Annotated in this window: 17 protein-coding genes and 1 pseudogene; 14 read left to right on the forward strand and 4 right to left on the reverse strand. The window is 58.8% G+C overall.

Annotation, left to right across the window (positions count from 1 at the left end; all coding sequences use genetic code 11):
• Position 1 precedes the first annotated feature (1 nt).
• From pseB to CXK94_RS19780, 9 genes are all read left to right on the forward strand, one after another.
• Positions 2-1,000 (forward strand): UDP-N-acetylglucosamine 4,6-dehydratase (inverting), encoded by a 999-nt coding sequence (pseB, locus tag CXK94_RS19740; protein ID WP_102895572.1) that lies wholly within the window; start codon positions 2-4, stop codon positions 998-1,000.
• A gap of 4 nt (positions 1,001-1,004) precedes the next feature.
• The gene (gene pseC / locus CXK94_RS19745) at positions 1,005-2,165 is read left to right on the forward strand and encodes a UDP-4-amino-4,6-dideoxy-N-acetyl-beta-L-altrosamine transaminase (protein ID WP_102895573.1); all 1,161 of its coding nucleotides are present in this window, start codon (positions 1,005-1,007) and stop codon (positions 2,163-2,165) included.
• Complete coding sequence (gene pseF, locus CXK94_RS19750) at positions 2,162-2,860, forward strand: pseudaminic acid cytidylyltransferase (protein WP_102895574.1); 699 nt, start codon at positions 2,162-2,164, stop codon at positions 2,858-2,860. Before pseC ends, pseF begins: the two co-directional genes overlap by 4 nt.
• On the forward strand, positions 2,821-3,990 hold the full coding sequence (pseG, locus tag CXK94_RS19755; RefSeq protein ID WP_256046207.1) for a UDP-2,4-diacetamido-2,4,6-trideoxy-beta-L-altropyranose hydrolase: 1,170 nt from the start codon (positions 2,821-2,823) through the stop codon (positions 3,988-3,990). Before pseF ends, pseG begins: the two co-directional genes overlap by 40 nt.
• Entirely contained in the window at positions 3,990-4,553 is a 564-nt protein-coding gene (gene pseH / locus CXK94_RS19760) for a UDP-4-amino-4,6-dideoxy-N-acetyl-beta-L-altrosamine N-acetyltransferase (RefSeq protein WP_102895576.1), read from the forward strand. The genes pseG and pseH overlap by 1 nt, the downstream gene beginning before the upstream one ends.
• Before the next feature lie 10 nt (positions 4,554-4,563).
• Positions 4,564-5,613: a pseudaminic acid synthase gene (gene pseI, locus CXK94_RS19765; protein WP_102895577.1), complete on the forward strand. Its 1,050-nt coding sequence runs from the start codon at positions 4,564-4,566 to the stop codon at positions 5,611-5,613.
• A gap of 150 nt (positions 5,614-5,763) precedes the next feature.
• A complete protein-coding gene (locus CXK94_RS19770) occupies positions 5,764-6,735 on the forward strand; it encodes a glycosyltransferase (RefSeq protein WP_180984454.1) in 972 nt (323 codons plus the stop codon).
• Position 6,736: 1 nt separating this feature from the next.
• Positions 6,737-7,537 carry a polysaccharide pyruvyl transferase family protein gene (locus CXK94_RS19775; RefSeq protein WP_102895579.1) on the forward strand — a complete coding sequence of 267 codons (801 nt, stop codon included), beginning with the start codon at positions 6,737-6,739 and terminating at the stop codon, positions 7,535-7,537.
• A gap of 9 nt (positions 7,538-7,546) precedes the next feature.
• Positions 7,547-8,719, forward strand: coding sequence for a hypothetical protein (locus CXK94_RS19780; RefSeq protein ID WP_020305799.1), 1,173 nt, complete (start codon positions 7,547-7,549; stop codon positions 8,717-8,719).
• Here the strand turns inward: CXK94_RS19780 and CXK94_RS19785 are convergent.
• Complete coding sequence (locus tag CXK94_RS19785) at positions 8,683-9,306, reverse strand: lipopolysaccharide kinase InaA family protein (protein WP_020305800.1); 624 nt, start codon at positions 9,304-9,306, stop codon at positions 8,683-8,685. The two genes, CXK94_RS19780 and CXK94_RS19785, sit on opposite strands and share 37 nt — an antisense overlap.
• Before the next feature lie 33 nt (positions 9,307-9,339).
• On the opposite strand from CXK94_RS19785, the gene msbA reads away from it, so the two are divergent.
• The 5 genes from msbA (at position 9,340) to hldE (ending at position 15,690) form a co-directional block, all read left to right on the forward strand.
• Positions 9,340-11,139 (forward strand): lipid A export permease/ATP-binding protein MsbA, encoded by a 1,800-nt coding sequence (msbA, locus tag CXK94_RS19790; RefSeq protein ID WP_102895580.1) that lies wholly within the window; start codon positions 9,340-9,342, stop codon positions 11,137-11,139.
• Between the two features lie 24 nt (positions 11,140-11,163).
• The gene (locus tag CXK94_RS19795) at positions 11,164-11,844 is read left to right on the forward strand and encodes a lipopolysaccharide kinase InaA family protein (protein WP_102895621.1); all 681 of its coding nucleotides are present in this window, start codon (positions 11,164-11,166) and stop codon (positions 11,842-11,844) included.
• On the forward strand, positions 11,841-12,740 hold the full coding sequence (locus CXK94_RS19800) for a GNAT family N-acetyltransferase (RefSeq protein WP_102895581.1): 900 nt from the start codon (positions 11,841-11,843) through the stop codon (positions 12,738-12,740). The genes CXK94_RS19795 and CXK94_RS19800 overlap by 4 nt, the downstream gene beginning before the upstream one ends.
• Positions 12,741-12,750: 10 nt before the next feature.
• Positions 12,751-14,181: a PIG-L deacetylase family protein gene (locus CXK94_RS19805; RefSeq protein WP_180984455.1), complete on the forward strand. Its 1,431-nt coding sequence runs from the start codon at positions 12,751-12,753 to the stop codon at positions 14,179-14,181.
• Positions 14,182-14,268: 87 nt separating this feature from the next.
• Positions 14,269-15,690: a bifunctional D-glycero-beta-D-manno-heptose-7-phosphate kinase/D-glycero-beta-D-manno-heptose 1-phosphate adenylyltransferase HldE gene (hldE, locus tag CXK94_RS19810; RefSeq protein ID WP_102895583.1), complete on the forward strand. Its 1,422-nt coding sequence runs from the start codon at positions 14,269-14,271 to the stop codon at positions 15,688-15,690.
• Between the two features lie 387 nt (positions 15,691-16,077).
• Here hldE and CXK94_RS19815 read toward each other — a convergent pair whose 3' ends face one another.
• The 3 genes and pseudogenes from CXK94_RS19815 to CXK94_RS19825 form a co-directional block, all read right to left on the reverse strand.
• Positions 16,078-16,344: a helix-turn-helix domain-containing protein gene (locus CXK94_RS19815; RefSeq protein ID WP_020305806.1), complete on the reverse strand. Its 267-nt coding sequence runs from the start codon at positions 16,342-16,344 to the stop codon at positions 16,078-16,080.
• Positions 16,345-16,890: pseudogene (locus CXK94_RS19820) on the reverse strand (HipA domain-containing protein); the annotation flags it as partial. It abuts the gene before it with no gap.
• Between the two features lie 321 nt (positions 16,891-17,211).
• A complete protein-coding gene (locus CXK94_RS19825) occupies positions 17,212-18,099 on the reverse strand; it encodes a metal ABC transporter ATPase (protein WP_102895584.1) in 888 nt (295 codons plus the stop codon).
• Positions 18,100-18,104 lie beyond the last annotated feature (5 nt).

Genomic DNA, 18,104 nt, shown 5'->3' on the forward strand with positions numbered 1-18,104 from the left:
TATGTTGAGAGATAAGGTCATCCTTGTTACCGGTGGCACCGGCTCGTTTGGCAACACCTTCGTGCCGATGACCCTGGCCAAGTACAACCCAAAGAAAATCATCATCTTTTCCCGTGACGAGATGAAACAGTGGGACATGGCCAAGAAGTTCGAGGGCGACAAGCGCGTGCGCTTCTTCATTGGCGATGTGCGTGACAAGGATCGCCTCTACCGAGCCTTGGATGGGGTCGATTATGTGGTGCATGCCGCCGCCACCAAAATCGTGCCGACCGCCGAATACAACCCCTTCGAGTGCGTCAAGACCAACATTGACGGTGCCATGAACCTGATCGATGCCTGTATCGACAAGGGCGTCAAGGGCGTGGTTGCGCTGTCCACCGACAAGGCCAGCAGTCCGATCAACCTGTATGGCGCCACCAAACTGGCTTCTGACAAGCTGTTCGTCGCTGGCAACTCATATTCCGGCGAGCATGGTACCCGCTTTTCCGTGGTGCGCTATGGCAACGTCATGGGGTCGCGCGGTTCGGTGATTCCGTTCTTCATGTCCATCAAGGCCAAGGGCGTACTGCCGATCACTGACGAGCGTATGACTCGCTTCATGATTTCCTTGGAGGAGGGTGTGGAATTGGTCTGGCACGCCTTCGAAGACATGGAAGGTGGCGAGATCTATGTGAAGAAGATTCCGTCGATGAAGGTCACCGACCTGGCCCGCGTCGTTGCCCCCGAGGCTCGCCAGGAGATTATCGGTATCCGCCCCGGTGAGAAGTTGCACGAGCAGATGATCAGTGCCGAGGATGCTTACTACACCTACGAGTATCCCGAGCATTTCAAGATCCTGCCGACCATTCACAGCTGGGCCACCTGTCCGAAGCGCATCAAGGACGGCAAGAAGGTCCCGGAAGGCTTCGTCTATGCCAGCGACAACAACAGCGAGTGGATGAGCGACAGCGAATTGCAGGCCTGGATCGACGCCAATCGCGAAAAGATCGGGAGCATTTAAGCCGATGATTCCCTACGGCCGTCAGGACATTACCCAGACCGATATCGACGCGGTGGTGGGTGTGCTGCAATCGGATTTCCTCACCCAGGGACCGATGGTGCCGCGCTTCGAGAATGCCGTGGCGCAGCATGTCGGCGCCTGTCATGCGCTGGCCGTGAACAGTGCCACCTCGGCATTGCATATCGCCTGCCTGGCACTGGATTTGGGGCCGGGGGATTGGCTATGGACAACACCGATCACTTTCGTTGCCTCGGCCAACTGCGGCCTTTACTGTGGCGCTCAGGTCGGCTTCGTCGATATCGATCCGCGCACCTACAACCTCTGCCCCCAAGCCCTGGCGCATAAGTTGGAGAAGGCCGAGCGCGACGGCAAGCTGCCCAAGGTAGTGGTCGCCGTGCATCTATGTGGGCAGCCCTGCGATATGCATGCAATCCACGAATTGGCCCAGCGCTACGGCTTCAAGATCATCGAGGATGCTTCGCATGCTATCGGAGGCAAATACCGCGGCGAATTCATCGGCAACTGTCGTTATAGCGACATCACGGTGTTCAGCTTCCATCCGGTAAAAATCATCACCACTGCCGAAGGCGGGATGGCGCTGACCAACGATGCGGGACTGGCCGGTAAGATGGCGCTGCTACGCAGCCATGGGATTACTCGCGATCCGGCCCAGATGACTCATGAGGCCGATGGGCCCTGGTATTACCAGCAGATCGATCTCGGCTTCAACTACCGCATGACGGAGCTGCAGGCCGCTCTGGGCGTTACCCAGGTGGAGCGTCTGGACCACTATGTTGCGCGCCGCCATCAGTTGGCCCAGCGTTATGACGAGCTGCTGGCCGGTTTGCCGGTCACCACGCCCTGGCAGCACCCGGACAGCTACTCCGGCCTGCATCTCTACGTCATTCGGCTGCAGCTAGAAAAGATCGACAAGACTCATCGCCAGGTATTCGAGTCGCTGCGGGAGCAGGGCGTTGGCGTCAACCTGCACTACATCCCGGTGCATACACAGCCGTACTACCAGCATATGGGGTTTCGGGCCGGGGATTTTCCACAGGCTGAGCAGTACTACCGTGAAGCTATCAGCCTGCCGATGTTCCCGGCCATGAGCGAGGAGCAGCAGGACCAGGTCACCGCAGCATTGTGTAAGGTGGTTGCATCGTGAGAATGGCGGTGATTCCCGCCCGCGGCGGCAGCAAGCGCATCCCGCGCAAGAACATCAAGTCGTTCTGTGGAAAGCCGATGATCGCTTGGTCCATTGAAGCAGCCTTGGGAAGTGGCTGCTTCGATCGTGTCATCGTTTCCACCGATGATGCGGAAATAGCCGAAATAGCCCATCAGTACGGGGCAACTGTACCTTTCATGCGCCCGGCCGAATTGTCCGATGACCATACTGGCACCATCCCGGTCGTCCGGCATGCGATCGAATGGTTTATCTCCAATGGAGAATGCCCGCAGCAGGTGTGCTGCATCTACGCTACCGCGCCCTTTGTGAGTGGGGAAGATATCCGTCGAGGGCTGGAAGTGCTGCTCCGGAGCGACTGCGATTACGCTTTCTCGGTTACCAGCTATGCCTTTCCGATCCAGCGTGCGATTCGCATCACACGTGAAGGGCGTGTGGAGATGCTCCAGCCCGAGCACTTCAACACCCGCTCACAAGATCTCGAAGAGACCTATCACGATGCGGGACAGTTCTACTGGGGAGGAGCCAGTGCCTGGCTGGAGGGCAAGCCTCTGTTCGGGCTGCATTCAGCTCCGGTCCCGCTGCCGCGCCACCGGGTCCAGGATATCGACACGAGAGAAGACTGGGAGCGCGCCGAATGGCTGTTCAAGGCGATGCAGGCGCAGGCGAAGCGGTGATGATAAAAGCCGCCTTTCGTGCCGATGCCTCGCTGCAGATGGGCACCGGTCATGTCATGCGTTGCTTGACCTTGGCTGACGCGCTTGCTGCCCATGGTGCCGACTGCCAGTTTCTCTGCCGCGAGCACCATGGCAACCTGATCGAATTCATCCGCAACAAGGGGTATATCGTCCATGCCTTGCCAGCTTGCGCAGAGCCTGGGACCGCGGATTTGCCTACGATCAGAGCGGCAAGCGGCGAGAAAGCTACAGCCCACGGCCACTGGCTTGGCACCACTCAGGCAGAAGATGTTGAGGCCTGCGCACCCATCCTCGCTGAGCTGCAACCCGACTGGCTGATTGTCGATCACTACGCCTTGGACGCACGCTGGGAGCTTGCTCTGAGACCTTGCTGCCACAAGCTGATGGTCATCGATGATCTGGCCGATCGGCCGCATTATTGTGACCTGCTGCTCGACCAGACCTTTGGCCGCACTGTGAAGGATTATCGAGCATGGCTGCCCAACGATTGCCAAGTGCTCTGCGGCTCGCAATACGCGTTACTGCGCCCCGAATTCGCAGCGCTGCGCTCCTACAGTCTGCAGCGCCGTGCCGAGCCACGGGTGCGTCAGCTGTTGATCAGTATGGGCGGGGTCGACAAGGACAACGCCACCGGGAAGGTGCTGGAGGCATTGCGCATCTCTTCGCTTCCGACAGGCTGCCAGATCACCGTAGTCATGGGGGCTGGCGCGCCTTGGCTGTCCGAAGTCACCAGCCAGGCGCAGAGCATGCCTTGGAAGACCCGGGTTCTTGTCGGTGTGAGCGATATGGCCCGGCTGATGGCCGATAGCGATTTGGCGATTGGTGCGGCAGGTGCTACTTCTTGGGAACGCTGTTGCCTGGGGCTGCCGACAGGGATGCTAGTACTAGCGGAAAATCAGAGATACGCCGCTTGGCTGCTGAATAGGGCACGGGCTGTACGGTTGCTGCATTTAGATACGCAGCTAACAAGCGAATTAGCAGACTTTATTCGCGAAGCCACTAATTCCAATGAGTATTTGAAGAGTATTGGCGAGAGTGCAAGTGCCATAACCGATGGCAGAGGTTGTCAGCGCGTCGCTAGCTGGCTAATTTCTGCGAGGATAGAATAATGAAGGCAGTTATTTTGAAGCTTGGCGAGCTGCGATCTCTCAAGGCGGAAGAGTTAGAGTTAATGCTTTCGTGGCGCAATGCGCCAAGCGTACGAGCTAATATGTACACCCGGCACGAAATCACCCTTGCTGAGCATCTTGAATGGTGGGCGCGAATTCAGATGCGAAGTGATCAGAGTTATTTTATGTATGAGTGTCAATCGACTCCCTTGGGTATTGTCGCTTTTACTGGAATTGATAATGCAAGCTTGAATTCGTCATGGGCATTTTATGCTTCCCCGCAGGCGCCGAAGGGGACTGGCAGCAAGATGGAGTATTTGGCGCTTGAGTACGCCTTTAACCATATGCAGCTTCATAAGCTGTGTTGCGAGGTTTTGGAATTCAATACGCCTGTCATAAAGCTTCATCAGAAATTTGGCTTCAATATTGAAGGTGTGTTTCGCGAGCAGCATAGAGTAGATGGAGTTTTTGTCGATGTTTATCGTTTAGGTATATTGGCAAATCAGTGGGGGTTGCGGCGCGAAGCTATGTTGCAAAAGCTCCTTAAACTTTCCAATGGTTGAGAAAGAAATTATGAGCCCGAGAATTTCTGTCGCGGGTCGAGATATCGGCCTCGGTTATCCTCCGTACATCATCGCTGAATTGTCCGCCAACCATAATGGTCGATTGGAAACAGCACTGAAAATAATCGAGGAGGCGAAGAAGGCTGGTGCCGATGCGATCAAACTTCAGACCTATACTGCCGATACCATCACCCTGAACTGCGACTCCGAGGAGTTCCAGATTCACGGTGGTCTGTGGGATGGAAAGACCCTCTATCAGCTTTATCAAGAAGCCTACATGCCATGGGAGTGGCATGAGCCGCTGTTCGACCGTGCTCGCCAGTTGGGCATCACCATCTTCAGTTCGCCCTTCGACAATACTGCCGTTGACCTACTGGAAGATCTCGACGCTCCGGCCTACAAGATCGCTTCCTTCGAAGCTGTCGACCTGCCGCTGATCCGCTATGTGGCTGGTACCGGCAAGCCGATGATCATCTCCACCGGCATGGCTGACGCCGAGGAAATCCAGGAAGCTGTAGAGGCGGCCCGCGACGGCGGCTGCAAGGAGTTGGCTATTCTCCACTGCGTCAGTGGCTATCCAGCGCCGGCCGAAGACTACAACCTGCGTACCATCCCCGACATGATGCAACGTTTTGGCCTGGTCACCGGTCTATCAGACCATACGTTGGACAATACTACCGCTCTCGCCAGCGTGGCGCTTGGCGCTTCTGTCATCGAGAAACACTTCACTCTCGACCGCAACGGCGGCGGTCCCGATGACAGCTTTTCGCTGGAGCCAGCAGAACTCGCTGCGCTGTGCCGTGACAGCAAGACTGCGTGGGCTGCGCTAGGTAAGGTGGATTATGGGCGTAAGTCGAGCGAACAGGGAAACTTGAAATTTCGACGGTCATTGTATTTTGTGAAGAACTTGCATGCCGGCGATAGGCTCGAGCACGATGCTGTAAGGAGTGTTCGTCCCGGCTATGGCGTACCTCCCAAGCTGCTTGACCAGTTGTTGGGAAAAATTTTACAGCAGGATGTCAAGGCCAATACGCCGGTCAGGCTGGATTTATTGAAATGATGGTTTATGTATCTAGATGTATGAGCAATATGAAGTGTCAGTGATATCTGAAGTATAGAGGTTGAGCGATGTTTCTCGAGGCTCGTGCATTATTGTGTAACTTGGCGCAAGGGCGTTTTGCGCATTAGGTTTTCTGGAGATGGAAAGTTTGTGAAAGTTTTGATGCTTGTGATGGATGAACAGCGCATCAATCTCGATTACCTGTATGACTCAATTTGCCTGGCTCTTGGTGATTGCGACCTCATACGCTTGAGTAAGTCGCAGCAAAAGAAAATAGGATGGGTGCTTCGCCAGCACAACAGTTCGACCTATGACCGTGTAGTGGTTTTCTCCCGCTTGAAGCGCCTGCGACGTCAGGTTGATGTGCTGCGGTGCGTTCCTGGCCTAGTATTTCTGGAGCATGACGCCTGCCAGAATTACATGCCAGGAAGCAAATACTATCGCCTTTATTCTCTCTTTTATCGAAAGTTGCCTTGGGCAAGGGTCCTTAGCTCTGGTGCGGGGGTTGCTAGACGCCTGCGAAGCGAAGGTGTGGATGCACGTTTCGTTTCTAAAGGCTACGACGAGCAATTAGTGCTGAATAAAGGCGCTGAGCGCGATATTGCGGCGGCTTTCCTCGGTAGCGTGAATGGTCACTCTTATGAGGGGCGCAGGAAGATGCTGGAGTCTATCGCCGCAAGGAGCGAGCTGTTGATAACGCGTACCGACTCAGGCCAGCGGTATGTGGAATTGCTCAATCGTATCCGTATCTTTGTCAGTGCCGATGTCGGTATGGGCGAGTATATGGTTAAGAATTTCGAGGCCATGGCTTGCGGTTGTGCGCTGCTTGCCTGGAGTCAGGGTGAGGAAGAGGATGCCGCTATGGGCTTTAAGGATGGCGAAAATGTCATGCTCTATCGCTCTGTCGAGGAAGGAATAGCGAAGCTTGAACGCCTCAAGGAGGACCCCGCTCTTGTAGAACGCATCGCCAGAGCGGGACAGGCGTTTGCCCGTCAGCACTATACCTTTGCTCGGGTCGGACGAGATCTGGCACGAGAAATTGTCGAGCCCATGCGGCCTTGGCCAGGGTTGACCTTCTGGCAGCGAGCCTGGGTGCGCATTCGATATGGATTGAGAGTCTAGAATGACAATTAAACTTTATTGGTGTCGTGGCAAGGGACGTAGCGATCCCAACCAGCAAAATTTTGGTGATTATCTGTCTCCGCTGCTGGTTGAAATGCTGGCGGGCAAGCCGGTGGTTTATGCTCCGATAAATCGGGCTGAAATGATGGCTATCGGCTCAATCTTGCCGAGAGAACGTAAGGCCAAGCGCTTTTTCTTACCGCATCGCTTGCATATCTGGGGGGCGGGCACGGATGCGCCAGGGCTAAGTTTCTCCGCGCGACACCATTATCATGCGCTACGGGGTGTCAAAAGCTGCGAGCAGGTAGTTGGTTTGCGTGGCAGCCCAGCCCTGGGCGATCCGGGGTTGCTGGCCAGTCACTGGTGGGGCGGCAAGGCCAAGCCGGCCAAGACGCACAAGGTAGGCATCATTCCGCATTATGTCGATCGCCAGCATCCCGCCATAATTGCTGCATCGAAGCAGCCTGGAGTGTTGCTAATTGATGTTTTCTGGCCGGTGGAGGAAGTGCTACGTTCGATACAGGCTTGTGATTTCGTGCTCTCTTCAAGCATGCACGGACTGATCGTGGCGGATGCATTTGAGGTGCCCAATCGGCGTCTGCGTCTGTCGAGCGGGCTGATTTCTGATTTCAAATTCGTTGACTACTACTCGGCCTTCTCGCTGAGCGAGCCCGAGCCTTTGTGCTCCTCTGCACTTGAGCGTCTTGTACGAGAGGATGTGGCTGAGTTGATTGGCGAGTATGAGCGTCCGGGATTATCTGACTTGCAGGCTGGCCTGTTGCGTTCTTTTCCTTGTTTTTGAGGTTTTCCAATGACGTGGTTTGGCAAGGAGTGGCTGCGCTACGGTCCTTGGTTGTTCGCCGTACTGTTTGGATTGTTCTGCCTGGCGTTCTATCTGCCGCTGTCTTCCAAGACAATCAATAATATCTTCTATGCAGGCTTGGCCTTACCTTGCCTTGGGTGGTTGCTATTGCGGCCGGCCGCCTTGACCGTGCTGGTTCGCCCTTTTGGCTGGCTGGTGATTCTGCTGGTGGCATTAGTTGCGTTGGATGCGGGGGATGCGGCCGGGCTGAAGAAAGCGCTGTACCTGCTGCTTTTTTGCGCCAGCTGCCTGCTGTTGCAGGACCGTCGTTGGGATGTGAAGGCGGTGTACGATCTATGCGCCTGGATCAGTTTGGGCATTCTCGTGTTCATTGCCCTCGACTGGCTATGGATCTGGTTACAGACCGGAAAATTGGTGCGCTATGGCCGCTTTCTTGGCGAGCCTATTAACCCGGTGCATTTCTCATTGCTGATCAGCAATGCACTGATTTTTCTCTGGCTTTTTCGGGTGGCGGATGGGCTTGAACGGCGCTCACCGCTGACCCTGGCGGCAGGGTTGTTGTTGCTGGGTGGTGCCATTCTGTTGTGCGCCACGATATTTCAATCCCGCTCGACAGTGGCAGGCTTCGTCTTGTTCTTTTTGGGTTATTTGCTGTATCGGCGCATGTTTCTACTAGGGCTGGCGGTGCTGCTGTTGCTGGGGGGGCTGTTGTATGGTTTGGGCGGTGATGAGCTGCTGCTGCGTCGTGGCTTCAGTTATCGCTTGGACATCTGGCAGGATGCTGGGTCGCGCCTGGTCAATCAATGTGGCATCTGGCTCGGCTGTGGTGCCGATGAGTATCGATTCTTGGGTCGGTTCGAACATCCACATAGTGGCTACTTCGCCATGCTCTACCGCAATGGGCTATTAGGTGGCGTGTTGTTCAGCCTGTTTGCATTGCTGTGGCTAAATTACGCATGGCGTGCCCGCTCGCGTTGGCTATTGCTGGCACTGCTTGGCTGGGGCAGTTTGCTGACAACCAGTAATGGCGTGTTGACTTCGCCGCAACCGTTATGGATTTATTTCTGGCTGCCTGTGTTTATGGCTGTGCTGGATGGTCAGCGCAGCGCGGTACAGGAATATCTTCAGTCACGCCGTACTCGGCGCCCGGCGCAGAGTTGATAGTGCGCGATCAGGCTGTCGATGGGGAAATCCGTCAACTTGCGCCGGCTCAGATAATGTTTCAGATGCCGGAAGTTGCGCTGCACCAGCCAGGGGCTGAGTGGCCGGCGTTTACATTGCAAATCCAGGATATCGATCAAGCCGTGGCCGCCATCGGGTAACAGCAAGATATTGCCCAAGTGGAGGGAGCGAAAATAGATGCCGCTACGATGAAGTTGATAAATAAAACTGGCAAGCGAGGGCAGTAGCTGTTCTGCATGTTGTGGGGCTTGAAGATACAGCTGTTCGATGGATTGCCCGGGAAGCGGCCGATAGAGGCAGGCACTGAGTCCTGTTTGGCGATTCAACCAGAGCTGCTCCAGTACCTCGGGGACTGGTACGCCGGCTAAGCGTAGACGCTCGGCATTGCAGGCGAAACGTGTAGCTGCGGGACGCAAACGTGCTAACCAAGGTTGCCGCCGGGTATGAAAAATCTTCAAAAACAGCCCATTCTCCAGTGCGACTACCTTTGGCCCCCGGGCATCTTTCTCCAGCACCTTGCCGCTGGCCAGCCAGCTTTCCAATTCCCGCGCTGTTACAATCCGCATCTTGTTCCTCTAGCCATTTCATGGGGCCGCCGCATGGCCAATTCTACCCAGCAATCCAGTGTGAAAGTGTATTTACGGTTGCTGCGTTACGTCATTCCCTACTGGGGCCTGTTCGCCATCAGCCTGCTTGGCTTCCTGATCTTCGCCTCTACTCAACCGATGCTCGGTTACATCCTCAAGTTTTTCGTCGATGGCCTGAACAACCCGGACGCCAGTTTTTTCGCGCAGGTCCCTTATCTTCAAGACCAGGCCTGGTTGGCGGAGCTGAAGCTGCTGCAGGCGGTGCCGCTGCTGATCGTGCTCATCGCTCTGATGCAGGGCATCGGCTCGTTTCTCGGCAACTATTTTCTGGCCAGGGTCTCACTAGGTTTGGTGCATGACCTGCGTGTCGCGCTGTTCAACAACATGCTGACACTGCCCAATCGCTACTTCGACAGCCACAACTCCGGCCACCTGATTTCGCGCATCACCTACAACGTGACGATGGTGACGGGGGCGGCCACCGATGCGATCAAGGTGGTGGTGCGCGAAGGGATGACAGTGATCTTCCTGTTCGCCACGTTGCTTTGGATGAATTGGAAGCTGACCATGGTGATGGTGGCAATCCTGCCGGTCATCGGGGTGATGGTGACCAGCGCCAGCAAGAAGTTCCGCAAGCAGAGCAAGAAGATCCAGGTCGCGATGGGCGATGTCACTCATGTCGCCTCCGAGACCATTCAGGGTTATCGGGTGGTGCGCAGCTTCGGCGGCGAGGCTTACGAGCAGGCTCGCTTTCTCGACGCCAGCCTGGACAATACCGGTAAGCAGCTGCGTATGGTCAAGACCAACGCGGTCTATACGCCGACGCTGCAACTGGTGATCTACAGCGCCATGGCCGTGCTGATGTTCCTGGTGCTGTTCATGCGTGGTGATGCGTCAGCCGGCGATCTGGTGGCGTACATCACATTGGCGGGGCTGCTACCCAAGCCGATCAGGCAGCTTTCGGAGGTGAGTTCCACGATCCAGAAAGGCGTTTCTGGGGCCGAGAGCATCTTCGAGCAACTGGATGAGACGCCCGAGATCGACAGCGGGACGCTTGAGCGTGAGCGCGTTGCCGGGCGCCTGGAAATCAATGGCTTGAGTTTCGTTTACCCCGGTACCGACAAGCAGGTGCTGCACGATATCAGCTTCACCGCCGAGCCAGGCCAGATGGTAGCGTTGGTCGGGCGCTCGGGCTCGGGCAAGTCGACCCTGGCCAACCTCATTCCGCGTTTCTACCACCATGATCGGGGGCAGATATTGCTGGATGGCGCGGAGATCGAAGACTACAGGCTGCGTAATCTGCGCCGGCATATTGCGCTGGTTACTCAGCAGGTCACGTTGTTCAACGATACGGTCGCCAACAATATCGCCTATGGCGATCTCGCAGGCGCGCCGATCGAGGATATCCGCCGGGCAGCCCAGGCAGCCTATGCCGATGAGTTCATCGAGCAAATGCCACAGGGTTACCAGACCCAGGTCGGTGAGAATGGTGTGCTGCTTTCCGGCGGCCAGCGTCAGCGTCTGGCGATCGCCCGCGCGCTGTTGAAGGATGCGCCGGTGCTGATTCTGGATGAGGCGACTTCGGCGCTGGATACCGAGTCCGAACGGCATATCCAGGGCGCGCTGGATCATGTGATGACGGGGCGCACCACGCTGGTCATCGCTCATCGTCTGAGCACCATCGAGAAGGCTGATCTCATCCTGGTCATGGAGCAGGGGCGTATCGTCGAACGCGGTACGCACGCCGAATTGCTCGCAGCCAATGGTGCCTACGCCAAATTGCACGAAACGCAGTTCAAGGATGAGCCCTGAGCTCACGAAATGGAGAGTACCGTCATGAGCCGGGAGAAAGAACTCGAACGCTGGCTTGCCGTTCCGGGCGAATGGGTCGAGCCGCCGAATGAGCGGCGGGGTGGGCTCAGCGGTGTTCAACGCATATACGGCCACGATGGCCAGCTACTCTATCGCAAACAGCAGACCGGCCATGTCTACCGTAGTCTGAGTAGACCCTTGGGCTATCCCACCGTGATGCGTGAGCAGGATGCGCTGATGCACTGTCGACGGCTGGGGGTGCCGGTGCCTGCTCTGGTCTTTGCCGGCTGCCGTAAGCGGGAGGGCGTCTGGCAGGCGGTCTTGCTCACGGAGGGGCTTGAAGGCTTTGAGAGTCTGGAGGATTGCTATCGGCGAAAGGCCGAACAGTGTTGGGGGGAGGTGCTGCATCTGCAGATTATTCGCGAAGTTGGCCGGGTGATCGGGCTCTTGAACGCAGCATGCCGCCAGCATGGCTGCCTTTATCTGAAGCACGTTTTCGTCAACGTCAGTGAGGGAGCCTTCCAGGTTGCGCTGATAGATCTGGAAAAGAGCCGTATCCGCCTGAGCCGGTTCCAGGCTGCACGTCATGATCTGAGTCAGATCGCTCGCCGCTCCGGCTGGAAGAGTGAACGCTGGGCGGCCTTTATCGAGGGATATCGTCAAAGTTTCGCACGACCCTTACCTCGCTTCAGGGGGCGCGAATGACATTGCATCCATGGCGTGCCTGGCGCGAACGCGGTTGGCAGGTTATCGATGCGACCACCTATCGGCAGGTGTGGCAACGTTTCGGCGGCAGCGTGGCGACCCATCCTGATGTGATCGAGCGGCTGGCCGGGCTGGCGCAAATTCCGGTGCGATACCTGGGGTGGGAGCAAAATGGCGGGCTGGTTGCAGCGGTGCCGTGCTGGGGGCGGCATCTGGCCCTGTCCAAGGAAGTGCTGAAGAAGCGTGGCAAGCGCGGATTGTTCGACCTGGGCAATGCCGAGATCATCCTGCCGCTGGCCGAGGAGGCCCGCGTGCCGGTACGCCAGCGTCTGCGCTATGTTTCCGAGCTCAATGCCGGGCGCATCGCCATTCTGCGCAAGCAGCCCGAGGGCCTGGCGCTGGCGCGCCAGCCTGAGGATTATTCGAAGAAATTCCGCTACAACCTGCGTCGCGAGCAGCGTCTGTTCGAAGAGGCGGGCGGCGAGGTGCGTCCGCTGGCGGAGTTCACCCCCGTCGAGCTGGCCGCCATCTATACCGACCTGTTCGAGCGCCGCTGGGGCTTCGAGGTGCCAGGCAAGTCCCACCTGATCGAGGTATTCGGCCTGTTGCAGGATTTCCTGCGTGGCTCGTTGCTGATGCTGGACGGTTTTCCCGTGGCCGTTCAGGTGCTGTACAGGGTCGAGTCGTTAGGCTGGATCAGCTATGAGTACATCAATGGTGGTGTCGACCCCCGCACCCATCATTTCAGCCCCGGCAGCGTTCTCAGCTTCATCAATACCCAGGCCGCCTGGGCGGATGCGCGGAGCCTGGGCAAACCCCTGCGTTATTCCTTCGGCCGAGCCGATTGCGAATACAAGGACCGCTGGTGCCATCGTGTGCCGGTATACCAGTCATGATCAGGCTCCTATGTCCAATCGCAAGCAAGAGTTGTTGAAGCGTCACCGTCGTAACAAGCGTCTAGTGCTTTCTCTTGCTGTCCTTGTCATGGCGGCGTTCTTGGACAACAGCGTCGTCAATATCGGCCCCTGGTGGGTGGCGCCCTTGCTGGCGCTGGCATTCTGGCTGATCCACGAGGCCTGGTTCGCCGATCACTTGTTCTATTCACCCACGGAATCCTATGAGTACGCCTTCCCGCCGGGGACTCCCAGCCTGCCGATCGAAATCGTGGCGGGCGTGCCGAGGTCAGCGACCGGGACTGCTCTGCCTGCCGGCAGTGAAACCCTGATCCTGAAGGTGAGGGTGCGCAGCACCTGGCTTGGTTGTTTGTTCGATCCGCGCATCCACATAGACGGGCCGGGTCTGGCTGACCGGCAGGATTTCGAACGGCGCTGCAGTGGCTGGCGTTACCTGAACCTTTCTGGCTGCGAAGCTGCACTGAACGCCGGGACGATCCGGCTGCGGGGACGTTTCCTGCGTATGGCGCCAGAGGCAGAACTCTATTGCTTCAGCAATCCGGACTATGCACAGCGTCGAGCGATGATCATCGCCCCCCATGCCGACGATGCGGAGCTCGCGGCGTTCGGTTTCTACAGTCGCTGCCGTGAAGTTTCCATCGTGACGCTCACCCAAGGAGAGATCGAGGCCAGGTACTACCGCAGATTGGGGCTCGATAAGGAGGGTGCCGCCCGTTTGAAAGGTCGCCTGCGCGCCTGGAACAGCCTGGCCGTACCCTTGTGGGGTGGCGTGCATGGACACGACTGCCTGCAGCTCGGTTACTACTGCCTGCGCCTGGCGGAAATGCGGGCCAGCCCGGATCAGGCTTTCGGCTCGCTGGAGTCGGGGGAGCGGGATATCCGCAATGTACGCCGGCTCAATGAGCGCCCCTTGCCGGGCGATCGCGACGGTGCTTCCAGCTGGAAGAACCTGATTGCCGATCTGGTCTGCCTGCTGGAACACTACCGCCCGGAGGTATTACTGGTCCCCCATCCCGAGCTCGATCCCCACGCGGACCATGTGCATGCGACGATCGCCGTCGATGAAGCCATCGGGTGCTCCAATTGGAAGCCGGCCGTCCAGCTCCTCTACGCTAACCATCTGTATGACAACGATCGCTGGCCCATGGGGCCGGCCGATCATGGCGTGGCACTCCCGCCTGTGTTCGGTACGTTGCCGTCGCATGCTCTCTGGAGCCCGCAGCTTTCGCCGGAAACCTGCCTGGACAAAGCCATGGCGCTGGCCATGCAGCATGATCTGCAGGTTCCCTTGCCTTTGAAGAAGCGCATCCGCCGGCATATCCAGCGCATTCTGATTGGCCGCCGCTGGCCTACCACGGGCAACGATGAGTTCTTCCGCAAGGCCGTGCGTCGGCACGAGCTGTTCTGGGTGCGCAAGCTGTAGCCGTAGTTGGCCGCGTGTCCCTGCTGCCTGGCGCTCGGCTCTCGCATGTTATGATCGCTGCCGTTTCTCTTCCTCTCCGGAGCCCCCATGAAGCTGACCATGCCCCGTTTCGACCAAGCCCCCGTTCTGGTGGTGGGCGATGTCATGCTCGATCGCTACTGGCATGGCGGTACGTCGCGGATTTCGCCGGAGGCGCCGGTGCCGGTGGTCAAGGTCGAGCAGATCGAGGATCGTCCCGGTGGCGCGGCCAACGTGGCGTTGAACATCGCTGCGCTGGGCGCTCCCGCTTCGCTGGTGGGGGTGGCTGGTGAGGATGAGGCGCGCCAGAGCCTGGCCGACAGCCTCGCTGCGGCGGGTGTGCGGGCACATTTCCAGTGCCTCGAGCACCAGCCGACCATCGTCAAGCTACGGGTGATGAGCCGTCACCAGCAACTGCTGCGCATGGATTTCGAAGAGCCATTCGATACCGATCCGGATGCCTTGCTCGCTGAGGTGGAAAGCCTGCTGGCCGGGGTCAAGGTGCTGGTGCTGTCCGACTATGGCAAGGGTGCGCTGAAGAATCACCAGGCACTGATCCAGGCGGCTCGCCGCCGTGGCATTCCGGTGCTGGCCGATCCCAAGGGCAAGGATTTCGAGATTTACCGTGGTGCCTCGCTGATCACACCCAACCTTGGCGAATTCGAGGCGATCGTCGGGCATTGTACCGACGAGGCCGAGCTGGTGACCAAGGGCGCCGAGCTGATGCGCCAGCTGGAGCTGGGCGCATTGCTGGTGACCCGCGGTGAGCATGGCATGACCCTGCTGCGCCCCGGGCATGCACCGCTGCACCTGCCGGCGCGGGCGCGCGAGGTCTTCGACGTGACCGGTGCCGGCGACACGGTGATTTCCACGCTCGCCGCCTCCCTGGCCGCCGGCGAGGAACTGCCGCAGGCGGTGGCGCTGGCCAATCTGGCCGCCGGCATCGTGGTCGGCAAGCTCGGCACTGCCGCTATCAGCGCACCGGAGTTGCGCCGTGCGGTACAGCGCGAGGAGGGCTCCGAGCGCGGCGTGATGACCGTCGAGCAGTTGCTGACCGTCGTCGGGGACGCCCGCGCGCAGGGCGAGAAGATCGTCTTCACCAACGGCTGCTTCGACATCCTGCATGCGGGGCACGTGACCTATCTCGAACAGGCGCACGCCCAGGGCGACCGGCTGATCGTCGCGGTCAACGACGATGGCTCGGTCAGCCGCCTGAAGGGCCCGGGGCGACCGATCAATTCGGTGGATCGCCGCATGGCGGTGCTGGCCGGTCTGGAAGCGGTGGACTGGGTGGTGTGCTTCGCCGAGGACACGCCGGAAAACCTGTTGGCCCAGGTCCGCCCCGATGTGTTGGTCAAGGGTGGCGACTACGGCGTCGACCAGGTGGTCGGGGCCGAGCTGGTCAAGGCCTATGGCGGCGTGGTGAAGGTGCTGGGGCTGGTGGAGAACAGCTCGACCACGGCCATCGTCGAGAAGATTCGCAAGGCGTAGGGCGGGTGAAACCCGTACTACGGCTACTGCTTTGTGAAAGGGCCCGCCCCGGGGCGATGCTCTTCAGACTTCAGACTTCAGACTTCAGACTTCAGACTTCAGACTTCAGGCTTCAGGCTTCAGGCTTCAGGCCTTTGGCAGTCCTGCGACCTGTATCGCCGAGAGGGCGCGCCCACTGGGTTCGGTGGTGCTCGCTGCTTTTGTGGGAGGCCGCGCCCGCTCCCGGCGGGTCTGCGGCATTCATCACATCCCCGTGGATTGCCCGGCCTCGGGGCGATGCTTTTGAGCTTCAAGCTTCAAGCTTCAAGCTTCAAGCTTCAAGCGTCTGGCAGTCCCGTGGCCTGCACTCGCCGCGTGCCTCGTATTGCAGCAGTCCCAGCATAGGTATCAGCGCTGAGGCTTCGGCACGATGCCGACCTGCATGCCGAAGGGGCCGAATACGCTGTTCAGGGTGTGCACGGTCGGATTGGCTTCATCGTGCTCCAACTGACGCAGAGCGCGCAGGGAGAGTTTGCACATCTGGGCGAACCTGGCCTGCTGCAGGCCGGTGATTTCCTTGCGGAGCCTGCGGACGGCTTGTCCGATGGTGATATCGCCGGATGCCAGTTGAGTCCGTATCTCCGTCAGGATGCGGTCGCGCTCTGTGATATCCATTCAGGTAAGCCTCCATCTGGCGAGTCGTTGAGGAAGGCTGCGTAGCGCGATACGTGGATGATTCATGGTCGCCAGAGGCAGGCCTTCGTCGGTCAACAGGTCGGGCAAGGCCATGAAGTCACGTGCGGCTGTTCTGAGCCGCTCGAACAATTCTTCGGCATCGGCCCATATGCCTACCTCTTCGCAGGCCTTCCGCCAGTCTACCTCGCCAGCCAGCTCAATGGGCTGCGGCCACTTGGTTGTGCGTGTTACGCCTTCATCGTCCATGACCATGGGGGCTAGGTCATATATAGGGGCCAGCTTCACGCCTTTGTCCATGCGTAGAATCGATGTATTGCGACCATGGTTGTCCGAGTTGCCCAAGATCAGGTTCAGCAGGTCGCGCCGCAGGTATTCGAACACCAGATCGCCGACCTGCTGATCTTGACCCACGCTTTGCCATAGCTCGACGAGGTGTCGCAGTACATTGGTGTGCGACATATAGCTACCGGGCTCGGTCACGCCCGCCAGTGAATACATGGACTCGACAGCAGTCCGGACGACCCCATCGACAGGTGCCCTCCAGCCCCAACGTGGGTTGCTCGAAGGTCAGTTGCATGGCGTCGTGCCATGCGTGGCCTGTATGAATCTGTAGGGTGAGCGGGTACATGTCTGCTACCGGCATTTTACTGCCTTAAAAGTAGCCTTCATCTCGCTAAAAGGCAATAAATTACCTTTTTTGCGCTGCTGAGTGATTAAATAGGCATTTTAGTGCTTATTTCCAGCGTATGGAGTCTGTTTGTAGGAGGCGCCATGCCCGCGATAGCTCTGCAGGTCCGGGTTTCGCGAGCATGGCCCCGTCCGTCCGCTGGCGGGGGGCCAAGCGGTTCAGCGCGCCACGGCGACCGGCTTGGCGGCCCACCAGTCCCTCCAGCGAACGCGTTCGTCACGTACCACCCAGCCGTCCTGCCGGGCGAAGCTTTCCGAGAGCCACAGCCCCCGCGTGCCCACCGGGCTGAACTGGCCGTTGCGCAGTTGCAGCAACTGATCCTGGGGCTGCCCCTGATGCAGCGGGATCAGGTAGAGGTCCGGCCGGCTGCGGTCCAGGCGGGCCACCAGCCGGCCGTCCTCGAGGCGTTCGTCGACGTGGAACAGGCTCAGTCGGCGCGCTTCCTTCGGCAGTTCCAGGCGCATGTCGTAGACCAGCTGCAGCGAGGCGGTCGGCAGGTGTACATAGGCGCGCGGGCGCTCCATCAGCACCATGTTGCCGCATTGCACCGGGCGCGTGGCACCCGACTGCGAGGCGAGCTTGAAGTGCACCGCTTCGCGATACTGGAGGCTGCTTTCGTATGGCGTGGGCAGCCAGGTATCGCCGAAGCGCCCGGCGAGCCAGCCTTCCGGGGTTTCCAGCAGGCACTCCTCGGCGATTTCCTGGATGGCGGTGAGCAGCGGCAGGTTCAGCTCGTGTGCCGGGACGTAGCCGGAAATCAGCTTGAGCACCACGTCGCCCCGGTCCAGGCGCTGCTGGCGGACCAGGACCCAGAATTCGCGGCCCTGCCAGCTGAGGGTCAGGCGTACCGAGACGCCGAGGTTGGCCAGCTCAATGGCGAAATGGCCGGGGGCGGGCACGTCCACCGGGCGGCGCCGCTCGATCACCTCGCTGAAGTTCAGGGGCCGGCCCAGGCTCTGGTAGCTCAGGCTGTCCGGGCTGGCTTCGACGTATAGTGGCAGGGTCTTGAATGCGGCAGGGCTCTTGCGCAGCAGAACTCTCGGCATCCGGC

It is taken from the genome of Stutzerimonas stutzeri, assembly GCF_002890915.1.
Lineage (GTDB): Bacteria > Pseudomonadota > Gammaproteobacteria > Pseudomonadales > Pseudomonadaceae > Stutzerimonas > Stutzerimonas stutzeri_AF.